This window comes from Flexithrix dorotheae DSM 6795 (assembly GCF_000379765.1).
Classification (GTDB): domain Bacteria; phylum Bacteroidota; class Bacteroidia; order Cytophagales; family Flammeovirgaceae; genus Flexithrix; species Flexithrix dorotheae.
Genome location: NZ_KB903449.1, coordinates 1 through 19450, shown reverse-complemented (window position 1 = coordinate 19450; position 19450 = coordinate 1). Strand labels below are relative to the sequence as shown.

Annotated in this window: 12 protein-coding genes; 9 read left to right on the top strand and 3 right to left on the bottom strand. The window is 37.3% G+C overall.

Annotation, left to right across the window (positions count from 1 at the left end; all coding sequences use genetic code 11):
* Window positions 1-116: 116 nt before the first annotated feature.
* The 4 genes from A3EM_RS46050 to A3EM_RS0120335 all read left to right on the top strand — a co-directional run bounded on the left by A3EM_RS46050 (window position 117) and on the right by A3EM_RS0120335 (window position 5405).
* Window positions 117-713, top strand: coding sequence for a LytTR family transcriptional regulator DNA-binding domain-containing protein (locus A3EM_RS46050; protein WP_157637995.1), 597 nt, complete (start codon window positions 117-119; stop codon window positions 711-713).
* A gap of 163 nt (window positions 714-876) precedes the next feature.
* Window positions 877-3234, top strand: a complete 2358-nt coding sequence (locus A3EM_RS0120345) for a TonB-dependent receptor (protein ID WP_020530090.1) — start codon at window positions 877-879, stop codon at window positions 3232-3234.
* A 340-nt stretch (window positions 3235-3574) separates the two neighbouring features.
* On the top strand, window positions 3575-3811 hold the full coding sequence (locus A3EM_RS0120340; protein WP_020530089.1) for a hypothetical protein: 237 nt from the start codon (window positions 3575-3577) through the stop codon (window positions 3809-3811).
* A 160-nt stretch (window positions 3812-3971) separates the two neighbouring features.
* Window positions 3972-5405, top strand: coding sequence for an NADP-dependent isocitrate dehydrogenase (locus tag A3EM_RS0120335; protein WP_026210449.1), 1434 nt, complete (start codon window positions 3972-3974; stop codon window positions 5403-5405).
* Between the two features lie 166 nt (window positions 5406-5571).
* On the opposite strand, the gene A3EM_RS43085 is transcribed toward A3EM_RS0120335, so the two are convergent.
* The 3 genes from A3EM_RS43085 to A3EM_RS0120320 are packed head-to-tail and all read right to left on the bottom strand — an operon-like array spanning window position 5572 to window position 10220.
* On the bottom strand, window positions 5572-6324 hold the full coding sequence (locus A3EM_RS43085; protein WP_020530087.1) for a glycoside hydrolase family 16 protein: 753 nt from the start codon (window positions 6322-6324) through the stop codon (window positions 5572-5574).
* Window positions 6325-6364: 40 nt separating this feature from the next.
* The gene (locus A3EM_RS0120325) at window positions 6365-8644 is read right to left on the bottom strand and encodes an FAD-dependent oxidoreductase (protein ID WP_020530086.1); all 2280 of its coding nucleotides are present in this window, start codon (window positions 8642-8644) and stop codon (window positions 6365-6367) included.
* On the bottom strand, window positions 8637-10220 hold the full coding sequence (locus A3EM_RS0120320; RefSeq protein ID WP_020530085.1) for a sodium:solute symporter family protein: 1584 nt from the start codon (window positions 10218-10220) through the stop codon (window positions 8637-8639). Before A3EM_RS0120320 ends, A3EM_RS0120325 begins: the two co-directional genes overlap by 8 nt.
* 324 nt (window positions 10221-10544) lie before the next feature.
* Here A3EM_RS0120320 and A3EM_RS0120315 point away from each other — a divergent pair, with 324 nt between their 5' ends.
* The 5 genes from A3EM_RS0120315 to A3EM_RS0120295 all read left to right on the top strand — a co-directional run.
* Entirely contained in the window at window positions 10545-11564 is a 1020-nt protein-coding gene (locus A3EM_RS0120315; protein WP_211211997.1) for a LacI family DNA-binding transcriptional regulator, read from the top strand.
* A gap of 22 nt (window positions 11565-11586) precedes the next feature.
* Window positions 11587-14019, top strand: coding sequence for a glycoside hydrolase family 95 protein (locus A3EM_RS0120310; protein WP_020530083.1), 2433 nt, complete (start codon window positions 11587-11589; stop codon window positions 14017-14019).
* 644 nt (window positions 14020-14663) lie between these two features.
* Complete coding sequence (locus A3EM_RS0120305; protein ID WP_020530082.1) at window positions 14664-16316, top strand: sulfatase family protein; 1653 nt, start codon at window positions 14664-14666, stop codon at window positions 16314-16316.
* A 378-nt stretch (window positions 16317-16694) separates the two neighbouring features.
* Window positions 16695-18512, top strand: a complete 1818-nt coding sequence (locus A3EM_RS0120300; protein ID WP_083925276.1) for a family 43 glycosylhydrolase — start codon at window positions 16695-16697, stop codon at window positions 18510-18512.
* A 188-nt stretch (window positions 18513-18700) separates the two neighbouring features.
* Window positions 18701-19450, top strand: a 750-nt coding sequence (locus tag A3EM_RS0120295) for an IS256 family transposase (protein WP_020530080.1), incomplete at its 3' end; no start/stop codon positions are given.

Here is a 19450-nt window from a genome sequence, read left to right as displayed (position 1 = left end):
CCAAAGGTTTTGAGGGAAGCATGGCAATTTATTCTTTTTCAATTGTTTTTCCTCAAATCGCTATAATCTTAATATTACGAAAAACCAGTTTTTTTTCTTCAACAAAAGATTGGAATATGCTCAAGGAAATTATTGCTGTTACAGTGGTACTTTTTGGGATGGGTATTTTTGTCTATTTCATGGGTTTTTGGCTGGAAGGTCCAAAAGGGCGGTGGAATTTTTCAACCTTTTTTGATTCAATTAAAATCACTGTTTTAGTTGGGTTCATCTTTTTTGGTTTTTTCAGTGCCCTCAACTACCGGCACAGGACAACCTCTCATTTTCATGAGGAAAACAGACTGGAAAAAACAGAACCTGAGGAAAGCAAGATACAAATTAACTCCCGTCTAAAGAACGAAGAATTAAGCTTTTTTCCATCCCAATTTTTATTCGCAGCATCAGATAGCAATTATGTGATTTTTTACCTCATGTTAGATGGGATAATACAAAAGGAAATGATTAGAAATTCTATTACCGATATTGAAAAACAGCTTTGTGGGATTCCTGGTATTTTTAAAACACACAGGTCTTTTATAGTCAACCTGAATAAAGTAAGGGCAAAAAAAGGGAATGCTCTTGGTTATAAACTCGAACTGGAAGGGATTGAGGAGGAAATTCCTGTGGCAAGAAACAAAGCACAATCGTTCAATGAACAGTTTAACCTTATCCAATAAGTATTTTTACCCTTTACCATTTGTCCCAAATCTTTACACTTCATAACAAGTTTTCCATAGAAGCTTTCCATTCCCATCAAAAATTTGCTTTGTATCACATTTAATTTTATACCATTTTCCTTCCCCTTTTTTTTGTCGCAGTTCAAACTATCAAAAAGGGAATATGAGAAACAAAACAATTCTAATTACTAAAATTTTCATTGTAGTTGTATTAAAATTTGGTTGTTCATCAACAGTTTTTTCACAACAATTAAGTGATATTACCATCACAGGAACCATTATTGACAAACAAACAGGAGAGGCAGTCCCTTTTGCTAATGTAGCAATGTATAATGCTGGAGATTCTACTCTGGTAGGTGGAGTAGTCAGTACCCTGGAAGGCAGGTTTGAAATAAGCAAAGCTGGCTCAGGTGAATATTATTTACAGATTAGTGCGGTGGGTTACAAAATTCAGCAAAAGCTTATTCAACGAAGGGATGAATCATTTATCAATCTTGACATCATTTACCTCCACGAAAACAACACAGAACTGGAAGAGGTAATTGTAATGGGAGAACGTACCAAAGCTCGGAATGAAGTAGATAAAACTACATTCTTTATAAATAAGAAAATTATTGATGCCTCCAATACAGGGATGGATATTCTTAAAACTATCCCGGGTATCCAGGTAGATTTTATGCAAAATATAAGCTTACAGGGAAATGGAGGAGTAATAATTTTGGTGAATGGGATAGAGAGAGACCGCAAATATATTCAAAGCCTGAGTCCCCATAAGATTGACCGCATAGAAGTAATGAGTAATCCACCCGCAAAGTACGAGGGAACCTCAGGTGGTGTAATTAATATTATTTTGAAAGAAAATCTAAGAGCAGGGCTCGATGGACAGGTGTATATGGAGATGCCAACATCGTCTTCTGAAATCTATATTTTCCCAACATACGGCCTGAATTATGGAGTTGGCAAAATAAATATTCATACCTCCTACAATGGGGATATCAGTTATTTTGACATGGAAGAAAATTATAAAAGGAATTTATTCAACCCAGAAAACACCAATGAAATAGTTTCTACTCAGCTTATAAAGCAAAAAAGCTGGTCACACCGGTTTAACTTTGGTTTGGATTATATTCCAAATAAAAAAAACTTACTGAATTTTTATGCTTACTATAATCCATATTCAACTGAATTTGATGGAAATACTAAGGTGGAAGCCGGGGGAGAGAATCCTATGATTTGGGAAAGGAAAAAAGAGGATACCGATATTAACCGGGGTAGTTTTTATTCTTTGTATTACAAACATTTATTTAATCCGGAAACAGGACATTACCTGGATACGGATATGAGCTTTTACCGCTTAAATGGGAAAAACAGTACTGAATTTTCTGGTGAAAATTTGCAGGAAGATCTGGTTTATAAAACAAAACCGCAGCAGAATTCTGTAAGCTGGAGAATGACTTATAACCTTCCTATTAGTCAAAAGTTTAAAATGTCGGCAGGAGTCCAAAGTAAAATACATAAACTTGCTAATGGAAATGATTTCAACTATGGCACCCAAATCTATGCAGCCTACGGAAGTATTCATTTTATGGCTAATAGGTTTGATGTACTACCTGGCCTTAGGGTTGAAAAATCGGCATTAAGACCAAGTGATGCCTTAAAACAGGATTATTTAGTTCTTCTCCCCAATTTGGTTGTGAATTATAGATTAACGGAAGATAAGAGCCTTAAACTCCAATACAGACGATCTGTCACTTATCCGGGATTACACCAACTGAACCCTTATATATCCATGGATGACCCCTATACACAACGTAGTGGAAATCCCTTGTTAGCACCGGTATTTATCTCCAATTGGAGTTTGGAATATTCGCAACCTTTTGGTGATAATTGGCTTTCAATAAATGCTTTTTATAACAAAAGATCTGATGTAATCAATGAAATGAGCTGGTTAAATGACCAGGATATTATGGAGACTAAAACATTTAATCTTGGAACGATTCATTACAGTGGCTTGCAATTAACTTCCGCATTAAATCTTGGTAAGGCTGTGATTCTACAATCTTATTTGAAAGGATACCGAATAATTTCTGATGGAAATGACCTGGCAAATCAGCAAAACATAAAACATATGCAAAAGTTCGCCTTCGAATCTGGCTTATCCGCTATAGCTTCCCTTAAACATAATTTTACGATTTCTTCAAACTTTATGTACAATAGTCCGGTAAATGACATTCAATGGTCCCGATTTAGTGACCCTCTTTATTTTCTTTCCGTTGAAAAATCATTCCCTAAAGGATTTAAGGTAGGCATCACAACAGCCCTTACATTTAAAAAATCCTTTACCTACCGGGGTAATGAAGTTTACACCCAGGACTTTTCCCAATACCAGGAGCGTAATATTCTATTGTCCGCTGTGCCAGTTTGGTTCAAATTTAAATATCAGTTTTCTTCAGGGGTTAAAAGGAAAAAGATAAATCGAAGGAAAGAGGAAATCCAAACGGCTCCTGAAAAGGGTTTTTAAACCTACCTGGTATATCTCTTAATTCCAAAATATTGAGTCTCGGTGTATATTCAGGGAAAAAACGCATTCAAAAATTCAGAACTATATGATAGTGTGTATTTTATATCAAATTGTTGCCTCTGAATTTTTGAATTAAAAATATGCTAAATCTTCTGGATGTGAGAATTAATTATTCACTATTGAATTAAAGAAGTTTAAAGGAAAATAGGATGGAATATATCTCTGGATATATACCGAGAGCTTTGATTAAGGAAAGTTTAAAATTTCATAATCACTTCATCGAAATATTTTTGTAACCCTTTATTTTTATTACAACTTCGCTAAACTAATTTTTAAATTAATGGAAGATAAAAAAATTTGTCTCATTGATATTAGTAGTGACGATCTTTTAGATGTTTTTACTTTTTATGAATCTGGTAAGATAAAGCACTTTTTCGATAAAACCAGATTTAATCATAGTCTTACAAAATGGTATGCTGATGCTTCAAAAATACCGGAAATTAAAATAGACCAATTGATAAAAAAATGCCCCAAGGAATATTTTGATAAGATAAAACTAATTCTTTACCAATATTAATTGCTTTCAGAATCAGTTCCAACCCAGTAAAAGTTAAAGGTTATATTCGATTTAGCGCATAAATCATAAATATGTTTTATGGTAAGTATTAAAAACATAAATAATCACTTATGCAAAATAATTGTTTCATTTGTATCTGTAAACTTCAAAAAATAAAATGATGCAAAAAGTAACTTATGCTAAAGGTGATGGAATAGGGCCTGAAATAATGGATGCGACAATTAGAATCCTTAAAGCTGCAAAGGCAAGAATTCAATGGGAAGAAATCCAGGTGGGTGAAAAGGTATTTCTTTCCGGAAATACCAGTGGAATTGATAAAGCGGCCTGGGACAGTATTCGAAAAAACAAGATTTTTCTGAAAGCTCCGATTACAACGCCTCAGGGAGGTGGTTATAAAAGTTTAAATGTAACTATGCGCAAAACGCTGGGACTTTATGCCAATGTAAGACCTTGCAACAGTTTTCATCCATTTGTAGAAACCAAGCATCCTGATATGGATGTGGTTGTGATTCGGGAAAATGAAGAAGATCTTTATGCCGGAATTGAGCATCAGCAGACCAATGAAGTCGTTCAGTGCCTTAAATTGATAACTCGCCCCGGATGTGAAAAAATTATTCGGTATGCTTTTGAATATGCGAGGTTATATAACAGGAAAAAAGTAAGTTGCTTTACCAAAGACAATATTATGAAACATACTGATGGGCTTTTCCATCAGGTATTTAAAGAAATTGCTCAGGAATATCCTGATATTAAAGCAGATAATTGGATAATAGATATTGGGGCAGCCCGATTGGCCGATACACCAGAAATGTTTGATGTGGTAGTGATGCCAAATCTTTATGGGGATGTGGTATCTGATATTACCGCACAAATATCTGGTTCTGTGGGCCTTGCAGGATCATCCAATGTGGGTGAAACCTGTGCGATGTTTGAAGCTATCCACGGATCTGCACCAGATATTGCCGGAAAGGATTTGGCTAATCCCTCCGGATTAATCAGGGGAGCAGTGATGATGCTTAACCACATAGGTCAACAGGATATAGCTGAAAAAATAATTAATGCCTGGGCCTGTACTATAGAAGATGGAGTGCTCACTGCTGATATTTATAAAGAAGGGATTGGCAGACAATTGGTGGGGACTAAAGCCTTTGCTCAGGCAGTTATTGACCGATTGGGCAAGCGACCCAGGCACATCAAAGGAGAGTCCTTTACCAAAGATGTAAAACTCAATTTACCCAGGTATAAAAGAAAGCCCAAAGCAAACAAAGTACTCAAAGGTGTGGATGTATTTGTAGACTGGGATGGGGGACGAGTGGATGAGCTGGCGATGAAGCTAAAAAATCTGGAAAGTGATATAAAGCTCAAAATGATTACCAACCGTGGGGTGAAAGTTTGGCCAGAAGGGTTTGAAGAGACTTTTTGTACAGATCACTGGAGATGCCGGTTTGAAGTGGAAAATGGACATCCTGCCAAAAAACAAAGTATCCCAGAGGTATTAGTGAAAGCTTTGGAGCAGGGAATAGATGTGATCAAAACTGAAAACCTCTATGAGTTTGACGGTATCCGTGGATATTCGTTGGGTCAGGGGCAATAAGTTGAAGAGGCTGTCCAAGAATTGGACAGCCTCTTTTTCCTTTGGTATACCTTCCTTGTATGTCTTTATTTAAATAAATGTTCCTTATTTGAGAGTGGTAGATGATATTTTCATTCAATTGTAAAATCACCCTGATTTAATTATTTACTTAACCTGTTAAATAATCTTACTTTGGTCGATAATATCTCACATAATCAAATGCTACTGTTGCAGGTAATTGACTTTCATCTACAGCTTCAGTTTTGCCTAACCAGCTGGCAATACTTGTCAGCCAGATATTGAGTGGGGCTTTTGGCATTTCCGAAATATCAATGTGCTGCACCTCCTCACCATCTAAATAATATTTTACATACTCTACAGTATACACACAGGAAAATGTATGGAATTCCTTACTCAGATCCGGGGAAACAACATTTTTATGGCCTTTGGAAGTATGTTCGTCTTTCCACTTATGAAAATTTACCCCATAGCTCAATGGATTTTTAGAGTCATTTTCAATAATATCGATCTCAATGGTTGAGGACTTTGGGTTGGTAGTTCCTGAACCATCATGGTCCATTAACCAAAAGGAATTATGCCATCCGGTACCTGAAGGAACTTTCATTTTTGCTTCATAATATCCATAACTAAACCGCTCTTTTGAAATAATACCCGCACCGGTGTATTCCATTCCGTTTGATTTTTCTTTCTTCAGGTGAAGTAATAATGACCCGTTTTTCACTTCCACATTTTCGGGTAATTGGGTGCTCCAGTGCTTGCTGTCTGTACGATAGTCCCAGACTTTTTCATTAAGCTGGTTACCCTGAAATTCATCGCTAAAGGCCAGTTTGTATTTCTTTCCGTCTATCTTAATGGTGTCCCGGGAAATTGACCAGGATGATAGTAAACCAATTAAGGTAATAATTAGATATTTTCTCATGTTTTTAAAGGTCCAAGTAATTAATTCAAAAAAGAAAAATTTAAAACACCTGAAGGTGAAAAAGGGCAGCAGGGACATTTTTTGAGGGATGTTCCAACTCAATTTTTAATCCTGCCGTGCTAATCGGGTTTGTAAATTTTACTTTGTTAATTGTCTGATGATTATTGACACTTTCATAAATTACTTCATTATTTAAGTTTTTAATTTTATAATTTCTAACTACAAATGGAATAACACTTTCGGGATGTCCCTGAAGCGAGGATTCCAGTGGATGATCGAAATCGGGATCGAAATGTAATTGTATCTCCTTTATTGTTTTTACTTCATTCCAAGACAGTTCAATTTCTGGATTTTCATCTGTGAGGGCTGCGACCCAGGCATTCCCGGTATTTGTTGGTCTGGTATACCCATTGAGTAAGGCATCTTTTCCAAAACCTTTTACAGGTGGATTAATCTCCATAGCCATATTATGCCCTTTTGGCCTCCTTTCTGGCGTCCAGAACTCGAAGGAATCAAACCCGGTATTTTCCGGTGGGGTTTGTGCTCCATGATTGGATACTGCCAGATTTTTTTTGTTGAAAACACTTAGCAATCCTGTTTGTCTGTAATCGGAAATTTCTACACTTACCAGGTCATTCTTTTGAAACAGGATAAAAGCGTACTTATCTTCATTTAAAGATTTATCGAAAGCAATTTTCACCTTTTGCTCCCCTTCCTTTAGTTCAATGGATTGACATTCCAGTGTTTCATCCGGAGTATGATTTAAAGGTTTTGAACTTGTGCGTAATTCACAATTTAAGCATGTAGCTTTCTCAGCTTTAAAGTTTAATTCAAATTCATATTTTACCTCCTTTTTTAGGGGAAGCATTTGGGCAGCAGATTGATTCAGAGAAAGCCATTTTCCATTTCCAGATATGGTTGATAATGAAGTGTAAGAAGACAACCGGATATCGGTTTGAGCGACTAAATTATCGGAAATATCATGAGGAATTCCGGGAATACTCTGTCCGGTAGCATTTAATTTTTGTTGAAGTTCACCGATCAACCCTTTTTTCAGAACGTCATTTGGAAGGATATTTTTTTGCGTGCATAGAGCTGCTGCCATACCTACTGCCTGGGCACCATGGGCACAAGTAGCCATTACTCTTGAAGAACCAAAGGCTACATGAGTCGCACTGATTATTCGACCTGCATAAAACAGGTTATTGATGTCTTTGCTGATGTAGCATCGGTAAGGCAACTGGTAAACACCTTTTGCATGATACTGTTCGCAACTGGGTAAATTGCTGTAAACCCCATCTGAAGGATGTAAATCAATGGCCCATCCTCCGAAAGCAATGGCATCTTCAAATGAAACCTGATTGACAATATCCTGTTGTTTGAGTATATATTCACCTTCAAACCTCCTGCTTTCCCTTTTTCCTGGAATTGTGGCTACCCATTCAAGTGTTAAATTATCCACATCTTCGAATTCCCCACTATTTTTGATATAATCCCAAACGCCATAAACCACCTTCCATAATTCCCATTTTATCAATTCGGTATCATGCACTGTATCGTGATTTCCTCCATATTCGATCCACCAAAACCTACAACCAAATTCCTTGGAACTGATGACTTTAAACTTAGGTAGTTTTTTAATATCATCTAAAGCAAAAGCAGGTGGCGTATAGGCAACCGGACTATCTACCTTTTTGCTGTAAAAATACATGGTATGGCCCAGCAGTTCTCCATAGGCTTTATCCGGAGCGAATAATTCTCCAAATTCTTCTTTGGATTCCGCCCCCATTCTAAATGCAGCTCCAGCCTTAAAAGCCACAATGCCATCTCCAGAGGCATCGCAAAACAGATTTGATGCTACATGATACTCGGTAGAATTCTGACTACAAAATGCTTTTAACTTTTTAATGGTTCTTGAACCAGATTTTTCGACATCATAAACCGCAGTATTAAGAAGTAAGGTAATGTTCTGTTCCTGATTAACCTTTTCCAACAGAATGGTATCGAAAATTATAGGATTTCCTTCTTTGTTTCTATAAAGGTTTTCTATCAGAATCTCATCGATCACACCTCCTTCCCGGGCCCACCTGTTGTTATTTCCCATGTGGGAAGTTGCCCCTAATATCCACAACCTTACTTCACTGGAAGCGTTTCCTCCCAACACAGGTCTGTCCTGAATAAGAATGACTTTAATACCTGCTCTTGCAGCAGTAATAGCACAACAAACCCCCGACATTCCACCTCCTACTACCACCAAATCAGCCTGGTGTTTTACAATTAAATTTTGGCGATTATCTTCACTAAAACCAGCTCTAATCATGATTTTTTATGTTTTGTTTCCTCGGATATATGATGAAAGCAACTAATAATATTATTGCTCCAAGCCCTATCACTAAATTATTGGCAAACTCGGCAATGAATCCCAATCCAATGACCAGCAAACCAATTGAAAATATTCCTTTGGCAATTATTGATCGGCCTTTTTGATTGGTTGTTTCAGAAGACATCACCTCCTGTGATTCTTTGTTTATTCTTGTAGTTAGCGCATCTATGTACTTACTGTATGTCTCATTATCTTTGCCTGTATACATGAAGTATAATTCAGAAAGTGATAACAATCCAAAAGGAATCATCACCCCTACCAGCATTTCCATTCCCCTTGAAAAAGAAAAGCCAAATAATTGAGGCGCAATAAATTTGAAAAAAATATTGAGAAGCAGACTAATGACAGTCACAGCCAGTACATTTTTTCCTGTTTGATTTTTGGAAAACATGGCCCAAATGGGGGGTAAAAACATGGCTCCCCCGGTAAGCGATGCTAAACTTAAAACGACCTCAACAATCCCACCCATCTTTGGCACAAGCAAGGCAACTGTGATGGTGATTATCCCAAAAACGAATGTGGCTATTCTCGCCACGTTCATGGTCTTTTGTTCAGATATATGCTTAAAAAGTCGTTTGAAAATATCGTTGGTAAATACCCCTGCCGAAATATTGAGGGTAGTATTTACAGAACTGGAAGTGGCAAATATCATCCCGCCCAACATCAAACCTAATAATCCTTTTGGAAGCACTTCTTTGCAAACCATCAGGTAAGCACCTTCATCCGCCAGGCCATTTAAGTCCGGGTTGATCACCCGGTAAATCATTGGAGGCAGCATCCAGATCAGTGGGCTAATCAGATATAACCCACTAAAAAGCCAGGCCACTTTTTTGGAATCCCGTGGCGAAGCTACTGAAGTAAACCTTTGTACATAAGCCCAGTTTCCTCCAATAAATACAATATGGTAAAATATCATTCCCGCAATGAAAGTCCAGGAATATTCCTCATTTACCAAATTGAAAAATCCTTCCGGGGAAGCCTGAATAAAAGAATTAACTCCACCAACTTTATTGATAGCCAATGGCACCACCAACAATACCGCTGTTGTCAGTACAATAAACTGTAACACATCGGTTACTATTACAGCCCATAAGCCGCCAACTGCTGTATAAATGGTAATTAAAACGCCTAACCCTATGATGCTATAAACCAATGGAATAGCAGTAGATACTTCCACAATTTTGGCTACAGGATAAAGAAAAGCGCCTGTGGTCACCATGGAAATAAAAAGGAAAAAATAGGTATATAATTTTTGTGTATTATAACCCAGGCGTTCTGTGATAAACTGTGCAGCAGTAATGGTTTTTGTTTTATTCCATTTGGGTGCGATAAACAAGGCAATAACTACACCTGCAATACACATGGTGGATTGAATGGTGATGGCCACAAATCCCTCGGTATAGGCTATAGATCCCCAAACTACAAAAGTTCCTGCAGAAAAGAAGCTCATAAAAAGAGATAAGCCGCTAATCCAATAAGGAACTGCTCCTCCTGCTGCAAAAAAGGACTTCATATTTTGACCTGATCGGGCAAATGAAATACCTGTTATGAATACAACAAGTGAAAAAATTGATATGGTCCAGTAGTCGAGTGTGGTCACAATTTTGAATTTAAGTCCCTATTTTTCATCTCAGTATCAACTTGTTGCACTTCGTGCCAAAGGGCACATTCTATAGATTAAATTTTATCTCATTACTTAATGAGAATTAAAGGTAGGTATAGCTGCCTGCTTAATCCTAAAATAACACTTGCTATTTTAGTGAAAGCGCTTTCGAAACCGTTTTCGAAAACCGAAACCGTTTTCGAAAATTTTGTATCTTCGCTGCACTCTCAAAATATGAAGATGAAACACGTAACCATAAAAGATGTCGCCAAGGAATTAAATGTTTCGGTATCGGCTGTATCAAAAGCTTTTAATGATCGGAATGATATCAAAAAAGAGACTAAAGAACGGATTTTAAAAGTGGGAAAAGCTATGGGTTATCATCCTAATCCTATAGCTAAAAAACTGACCTCCCGCAAAACCTTTAATGTAGGGGTGGTCATTCCGGAATTTGTAAATGCATTTTTCCCAGAGGTAATTATAGGCATTCAGGAAGTGCTTATAAAAAAGGGTTATCAGGTTTTAATTATGCAATCCAATGAATCCTTCGAGATGGAGCTCATGAATGTGAAAACGCTGGAGGAAAATATGGTGGATGGTCTTATTATTTCCTTATCAAGAGAAACCCATAACCTTGATTATTACAAAAGTCTTATCGATCAGGGATATCCCATTGTATTTTTCAATAGATACAATGATGCTTTAACAGCGTCTAAAGTCATATTTGACGACTTTAAATGGTCATTTTTTGCCACAGAACATCTGATATCCCAGGGTTTAAAAAAAATCTTTCACTTCTCAGCCTATAAGCACTTACTGCTTTCAAAAAAGCGTATGGAAGGATATAAAAGGGCCATGAACAAACACAAAATCAAAGTGGATCCTGAGTGGATTATTGAAACCGGACTATTGGTAGAGGAAGGGGAAAGAGTTATGGAAAAAATTATTGATTCAGGTAACCTTCCGGAAGGAATCATCTGTGGAAATGACATGATAGCACTTGGAGCCATGCGTGTTATTAGAAAACATAATTTAAGGGTTCCCGATGACATCGCTATTACCGGTTTTTCAGAAACACCATTCGCTGAACTGGTTTTCCCACCACTTACAAGTGTTGCCCAGCCTACTTATGAAATGGGAGAAATCGCAGCCAATCTTCTCTTAAAACAAATGGAGAGTGAAAATACAACTCCGGAAACTGTAATTCTTAATGGCATTTTAAATATTAGGGAATCATCTAAGATCAGAAATTGAAAAAGAGAAATTAATAAGTTATATGAAACAATTAATAAAGCAAAACAATCATTTGATAAATCTTAAAGGTATTACTGCCCCACTAATCGTACTGTGCCTGCTGCTTTCAGGTTGTGCGGATCAACAACCTGCAAAAGTTTTTTCTGGTAACACATTATGGTATAATGAGCCTTCTTCAGAATGGTTCGAAGCCCTACCTTTAGGAAATGGAAGACTTGGCGCTATGGTTTTTGGAGGGGTGAAGGAGGATCATCTTCAGCTAAATGAAGAAAGCCTTTGGGCCGGGATGCCAGAAAACCCTTACCCTGATCAGGTGGGAAAACATTATGAGAAGTTTCAACAATTAAATCTTGAGGGAAAGTATGAAGAAGCCTTTGACTACGGCATGGAAAACCTGGTGATTTCCCCTACCTCTATTCGCTCTTATCAGCCTTTAGGTGATTTATTTCTCCAATTCAATCATCAGACTACTCCTGAGACCTACAGGCGATATTTAGATATAGAGCAAGGAGTCTCCGCTATAGAATATGCTATAAACGGAAAACGATACCTCAGAGAATCTTTCGTTTCAGCCGAATACGATGTGATTGTTTATCACTTCAAAAGTCTGGATGATGTGTTAACGTCCTGCAAAGTTCGCTTCGATCGGGAAAAGGATATCACCAGGGATATTCTGTCGGATAAAATACTGGAAGTAAATGGACAAATCTTTGACGACCCTGATGGTTACGATGATAACGCTGGAGGCTCAGGTCAGGGAGGCTACCACATGAAGTTCAATAGTCATGTTGCTATTTCTTCTACAAATGGGAAGGTATCTGCTGAAGGAGAGGAACTAGTGATTGAGGATGCTTCCGAATTTACCCTGATTGTAAGTGCTGCGACTGATTACAATCTGGAGGAGATGAACTTTAATCGAAGCATTGATGCAAGGAAAAATTCACTTCAAAAACTTGAGACTGCTGTAAAAATTCCATACGAAGCGCTAAAAAATAAACATGTTGCGGCCCATGGTAGACTTTTTAATCGGGTCCAGTTGGAAATTGAGGGCTCTTCTTTGGACAGTCTGCCTACCAATGAACGTTTGGCCCGGCTGAGAGAAGGAAAGGAAGATGTAGGGCTGGCTATTTTATTTTTCCAATACGGAAGATATCTGCTCATGTCAAGTGGTATGCAAAAAGCAGTTTTACCAGCGAACCTTCAGGGCATCTGGAATGAGAATATGTGGGCGGCCTGGGAATCGGATTACCACTTAAACATTAACCTCCAGATGAATTATTGGCCAGCTGAAGTTTGTAACCTGTCTGAGTCTTTGGTGCCGTTGACGAATTACATGGTAGGATTGACGGAGATAGGAAAGGAGACTGCTCAAAAGTACATCGGTTCTGACGGTTGGATGATTCACCATGCGACCAGTCCCTTAGGGAGGGTTACTCCTAATGGGTCTACTAAAGAATCGCAAGTAACGAATGGCTATAGTTATCCACTTGCTGGAGCATGGATGTCCCTGACGATCTGGAGACACTATGAGTTTACAAAAGACAAGGAATATTTAAAGGAAAATGCATATCCCATGATCTTTGGAGCAACACAATTTATCCTGGATTTTCTTAAGGAAAATGATAAGGGCGAATTGGTAACAGCACCATCATATTCTCCGGAAAACACTTATATTGATCCTAAAACGGGTAAAAAGCAAAAGAATACAGTTGCGGCCAGCATTGATATTCAAATCATTCAGGATGTTTTTCAGGCATGCCTGGAGGCCGAGAAAGAGTTGAATTTAAACGAACTGACTCCACAAATAGAAACAGCTTTGAAAAAGTTACCTGATACAAAAATAGGTGCAGATGGCACCATACAGGAATGGTATGAAGACTATGAGGAAACGGAAGTTGGACATAGGCATATTTCGCATTTATTTGGATTGTATCCATCCTCGCAAATCTCCGGAGAAACGCCTGAACTGTTCGCAGCAGCTGAAAACACTATAGAAAAGCGCCTCTCGGCTGGTGGCGGTCAGACCGGTTGGAGTAGGGCATGGATCATCAGTTTTTATGCCCGTCTTAAGAATGGGGATAAATCTTTGGAACACCTAAATGCTTTGATCAGTGAACAATTAGAAACGAACTTACTGGATTTGCATCCGCCAAGAATTTTCCAGATTGATGGGAATTTGGGAGGTACTGCTGGTGTGGCTGAAATGCTTGTCCAGTCACATGCACCAGGCAAGATTTACTTACTACCTGCAATGCCAAAATCCTGGAAAAGTGGAAAAGTGAAAGGGCTTAAGGCCAGAGGAAATTTCGAAATCGCCTTTGAATGGAAAGATGGTGAAGTAACCATGGCCAAAATCTATTCACCGATAGGTGGCTCTGTGGAGGTATTCGCAGGAACAAAAAGTAGAAAGGTGACCTTAACCGCTGATGAAACCCAAACACTATCATTTAATTAGGCAAATATTAAGAATTGAAATAAAAACTAATTAGGGATTTATCAATTCCTGTGTAGTTGAATGAATGATCAAGGCCTGGAGCAGCAAGATAATTTTTAATTTAACGCTGCGGTGGAATTATTTTTAATTCAAAGTAGGCTGAGTAATGATTGCTAGTTGGTAGTATGAAAATACAGAAAACAATGATAACATTAATAATAAAAATAAGCTAAATACAGTAAAAAAGGATCAAATTCCATTGGCTTTGGATTGATCTTTCTGAATTTTTACTGAACCCGATTTTTCTATTAAATCTCATCTTTTTCATTAGATTTATACCGAAGACACTGCTCTTTTAATTCAAGGAATAAAAAGCAAAGTTTCGCGAGAAGGGAAAATAACAGATTGAGGGACAGAAATGGAAATAGAAAAGTTATTAGAATACTTTAAGGAGTTGACAAAAAAGCCCTCAGTCAATAATATAGAATCTTATTCCAATGAGTCTGGAGGTCCCAATTGAATTTTTATTTGAGTTGAATTAGGTTGTTAAGCATTGAAAGAATTAGGATGGAAAATTATTGGAATTATTAGCTTTACTATAAGCTTTAACCTGAGAACTGATTAATGGAATTTGCTACAACTTATTAAAAATAATTAGATATAAAATGAAGTATTTACTGTTTTTGTTTTTTTTAATAGTTTTTAAAAATTCCAGTGCAAATGATGCACCCAATATTGTGTTTATATTGGCGGATGACTGTACCAAATGGGATATTGGTACTTATGGGAGTAAAGATGCTGTCACTCCTACAATTGATCAGTTAGCCCTGGATGGGATGAAGTTTACACGCTGCTACCAGGCTGCTCCAATGTGTTCTCCTACCAGGCATAGCCTAATGACTGGTGTTTTTCCAGTCAGGTCCGGAGCCTATCCCAATCATACAATGGCATATAACAATATAAAGTCAATTGTACATTATTTAAAACCATTAAACTATAGGGTTGCGCTTGCTGGTAAAAGACATATTTTACCACAAGAAGTCTTTCCTTTTGAATACCTTGAGGGCCATGCAAAAAAGGAGAAGAACCCTGATTTTACGGAGGTGGAAAAATTTATTTCAGGAGCTACTCAAAAGGACGAAAAGTTTTGCTTATTTATTTGTTCCACAGAACCTCATAGTCCATGGAATAAGGGAGATTCTACTCTTTTTGATTTAAATTCCATAAAGTTGCCTCCCTATTTGGCAGATACCCCTGAAACCAGAAGACAATTCAGGAACTATCTGGCTGAAATTAATTATCTGGATAATCAGGTTAAACAAACTTTGGAGCTATTGAAAAAATATAATCAGGAGGAAAATACTATCGTCTTTTTTGCAAGTGAACAGGGAAATAGTTTCCCATTTGCAAAGTGGACTTTGTATAATGCTGGTCTTTCTTCCGCTTTAATTGTGAAATGGCCGGGGAAAATATCCCCAGGTTCAGTCTCTGATGCATTAGTAGACTATCTCGATATCGTACCGACTTTCATAGATTTGGCAGGAGAATCTGAACAAAATAATTTGGATGGAAAATCATTAATGCCCATATTAAATCAGGAAACAAACATTCATAAATCTTATACATTTGGAATTCAAACCACAAGGGGTATTTATAATGGGTCGGAGTATTATCCAATTAGAAGTGTATCCAATGGGAAATATCGATTGATTTGGAATATTTCTGCTGAAATGGCCTTCCAAAATAATGTTACCGAGAAGAATAATTATTTTAAAGAATGGGAACAGAGTAATAATCCTGAACATTTGAAACTTGTCAAACGCTATAAAAATCGGCCTGAGTTTGAATTTTTTGAGGAAGAAAATGATCCTTATAATATGAAAAACCTGGTCAATGAACCAGAATTTCAATCTATCATCGAAGAAATGAAAAAGGTCCTAAAAGAGTGGATGGCATATTGTGGAGATAAGGGATTGACTACTGAGCTTTATGCTTTAGAGCACCAAAGAAATAAACCTATCAAACATTTTGGGGAGATTGCATATAATCCAATTGAACCAGGTGTGAATGGTAATCTTAAAATAGAAAGAAAAGGATTTTACACTTTCTATTTTAATGGAATTGGAAAGTTAATGATTAATGACAAATTGCTTGTGGAGGATATTGGAAATAATCCTGAAATTACCAATTACCGAATTGTTTACCTTTTACCTGGTAGCTACCAACTTCAAGTTAAATATCAGGGCAAGTCTGGGCCAAACAGGAAACTGGAATGGTCTGGTCCGGAAATAAAAAAACAAGCGCTTATTTTGCCATAAGCTAAAAGCAGTTCTTTTAACCATCATTTTATCACTATTGTTCTTAATTAGGATTTAAAGGTGATTTTAAGCATAGCTCCACAAAGTTTAAATATAATTACAAATGAAATTTGCCCGACCTAAATAAATTTGGATCAGGCAAAATGCTGGAAATGAAAATGTTATTATGTTGAAAAAAAGGAGAATGTTCAGCTTATCGGATTTCTATAAAAGCCTACTTTATATTGGGACCAACTTACTTATGCATCTATTCGAATTGCTTGAAATATAAAATTTCCCATATTGTACAAATGAACAAAAAGTAAAAACGCTCAATTTTCCAATAAGGGAAAATACCATATTTCTTTGAATCATTTAGGTTATAAATGAAAATGAAATATGATGAAGAGAATTTGTTTGCTATTTTTACTATGTCCTTTTATCCCTTTATTGGCTCAGGAAGACCCAAAGCAATTTTTTAATCACCCCTCTGCTGATTTGGGCGCTGTGACTATGCCGGGTGAAAATGCGAAACCCATATCCCCACTTTTTAATCATCCTTTAAAAGATATCAGTATTTCCTTAGGTAAGGATGGCTGGTATTATTTAACCGGATCCAACCTGAAAAAGCATCAACTTGGGGTAATGCTTTGGAAATCCAAAGATTTGAAGAATTGGGAAGAAATAGGAGTAGTATTTAATGATTCTCTTCGTTATACCGCCCCGGAAATTCACTATATAAAAAATAATTTTTATATAGTTCTGGTAGATGACTCTGGGTGTTTAAAAATTCTTGAAAGTACCTCAGGAAATGCTGAAGGGCCATATCAGCCAGGAAATTGTCTGGTTGAAAATACAACTGATCCTTCATTGTTTGAAGATGATAATGGGTCTGTTTATTTGTTACACGGCAATGGATTTATCGTGGAGCTTTCAAAAGACCTTAAAGCCCTAAAAGGAGCGCCACATTTTATCAAGTCATCCAGAGCGTTTTTGAAAGAATTTGATTTTCCGAAAGGAAGAGACTGGCCGGTGATTAGCAAAATTGGAAATGGAGGGATTTTTATTAAAAAGATTGAAGGTAAATATTATGCTTTTGCTAATGAAATAATTAATAGAATGCAATCTCCAACTGATGACGTTTTTGTCGGAGTGGCTGAAAATATTTATGGGCCGTATGAACCGCGGTATCTTGCCATTCCTCATGCTTCCCAAACTACCGTATTTGAAGATCCCAATGGCCAACTATGGGCTACCTATAGTGCTTCTAATTCAGATCAGTTGGGTGTGGTAAGGGAAAGACCAGCTTTAGTTCCTTTAACTTTTTCTCCGGAGGGGAAAATAAGACCCGCTGCCAAATGCTTATTAGAGAATTCCCCGGTGGCTGGTAAAAAGCCAATAATTAATTCAGAAACAATGAGAGATCCTTCTGTAACATTGGGAGGAGATGGAAATTACTATTTGGTTGGTACCTTAGATGGTTATGGATATCAATTAAATAAAGGAGGGGTTAAGTTATGGAAATCTAATGATTTGAAACAGTGGGATGACGTTGGTTTTATCTGGAAATGGAGCGAATTGGGAAGAGATTTTCCAGATTTTACGATGCTTTGGGCCCCTGAAATTAAATATGTGAAATCTGATGATAACTATTACCTTACCTTCAGTTTGTGGACAAAAAAAGGGTTTACTTATCTTTTTAAAAGTGAAACTGGAAGACCAGAAGGGCCATACAAAAATGTTGTGGCAGGGCCTTTTGTAAAAGGTATAGATGGGTTTATTTTTGAGGATGATGATCTTAGTGTTTATTTTTTATGGGGAGGGGGAAACCTAGGGAAATTAAATAAAGAAAGAACGGGCTTTGAATCATCTATCCACAAGTTACAGACTACTGAAAACCATCATGTGGGCTATGAGGGAAACTGTTTAACGAAAATTGACGGTAAATATATTTTATTTGGGGCGGAATGGAATGGTCCATTAAGACTAGAGGGTACTTATGACATGATGTATGGAGTGTCGGATAATATTCTAGGCCCATACACATCAGCAAAAGTGGCTGTTCCACATGCTGGTCATGGAACGGTATTTCAGGATAAAAATAAAAAATGGTGGACTACCATGTTTGGAAATGACAGTTCATCCCCCTGGAGAATGCATTTTGGATTAATTGAGCTGGAGATTAGCCAGAGTCATAATTTAAGGGGGAAAAATTAAATTGGTTCTTCTTTGGTCATGTGGCAAAATGGGACTTCAGGGGCATATCCAGGGGAAAAGTTCATTTTTAAAATCAATTAAAATTTAATAATGCGGATTTTGTTCCATTTTATTCGAGAGTGTAAACTGACTTCTGTCTAAGGAAAAAAAAAGTTTAAATTTATTATTCACTTAGACAAGAGACAGTAATGACACCAGAAGAATTAGCAGCTTTACAATCCAAGGCGCTTTCACAATTGAAAAGTGGTCAATCATTAACCGGTAAAGATGGAGCCTTTGCTCCCTTATTGAAACAATTTTTGGAAAGTGCGCTCCAATCCGAGATGGAAACTCATCTGGATGAGCCAGAACGTAGTAAAGGCAACAAGCGAAATGGTTTTAAACCCAAGACAGTGAAAAGCATGTCTGGACCAATTGAGCTGGATATTCCCCAAGATCGCCACAGTAATTTCACACCAGAGATCGTCAAGAAAAGGGAGACGATTCTGGCAGATAGTCTGTCAGAAAAGATTATTGGCTTGTATGGCCTGGGCATGAGTTTGCGTGATATCAGTGCTCATATAGCCGAGATGTATGATGTAGCAGTATCGGCCGCCACATTGAGTGAAATTACTGATCGGGTGATTCCTCAGGTGAAAGAGTGGCAGCAAAGGCCTTTATCAGCGGTTTATCCAATTGTCTGGTTGGACGCTATGTTTTATAAAGTGCGCGATAATGGTAAAGTGGTTACCAAGGCAGTTTATAATGTTTTAGGTATCAANCTGGAAGGATATAAGGAGTTGTTAGGCTGCTATTTGGCAGAGAGTGAAGGGGCCAGATTTTGGCTACAGGTATTGACTGATCTGAAAAACAGAGGGGTTGAGGATGTATTAATAGGCTGTATCGATAACCTGAAGGGTTTTGCTGAGGCAATAGCAAGTACATTTCCAAAAACAGAA

Bases quoted from the DNA above. Each gene is read 5' to 3' on its own strand.
- A3EM_RS0120335 (WP_026210449.1), top strand. From the start codon at position 3,972: ATGCAAAAAGTAACTTATGCTAAAGGTGATGGAATAGGGCCTGAAATA.
- A3EM_RS0120315 (WP_211211997.1), top strand. From the start codon at position 10,545: ATGAAGATGAAACACGTAACCATAAAAGATGTCGCCAAGGAATTAAAT.
- A3EM_RS0120345 (WP_020530090.1), top strand. From the start codon at position 877: ATGAGAAACAAAACAATTCTAATTACTAAAATTTTCATTGTAGTTGTA.
- A3EM_RS46050 (WP_157637995.1), top strand. From the start codon at position 117: ATGCTCAAGGAAATTATTGCTGTTACAGTGGTACTTTTTGGGATGGGT.
- A3EM_RS0120320 (WP_020530085.1), bottom strand. From the start codon at position 10,220: ATGAAGTCCTTTTTTGCAGCAGGAGGAGCAGTTCCTTATTGGATTAGC.
- A3EM_RS0120340 (WP_020530089.1), top strand. From the start codon at position 3,575: ATGGAAGATAAAAAAATTTGTCTCATTGATATTAGTAGTGACGATCTT.
- A3EM_RS43085 (WP_020530087.1), bottom strand. From the start codon at position 6,324: ATGAGAAAATATCTAATTATTACCTTAATTGGTTTACTATCATCCTGG.
- A3EM_RS0120325 (WP_020530086.1), bottom strand. From the start codon at position 8,644: ATGATTAGAGCTGGTTTTAGTGAAGATAATCGCCAAAATTTAATTGTA.
- A3EM_RS0120305 (WP_020530082.1), top strand. From the start codon at position 14,664: ATGAAGTATTTACTGTTTTTGTTTTTTTTAATAGTTTTTAAAAATTCC.
- A3EM_RS0120310 (WP_020530083.1), top strand. From the start codon at position 11,587: ATGAAACAATTAATAAAGCAAAACAATCATTTGATAAATCTTAAAGGT.
- A3EM_RS0120300 (WP_083925276.1), top strand. From the start codon at position 16,695: ATGATGAAGAGAATTTGTTTGCTATTTTTACTATGTCCTTTTATCCCT.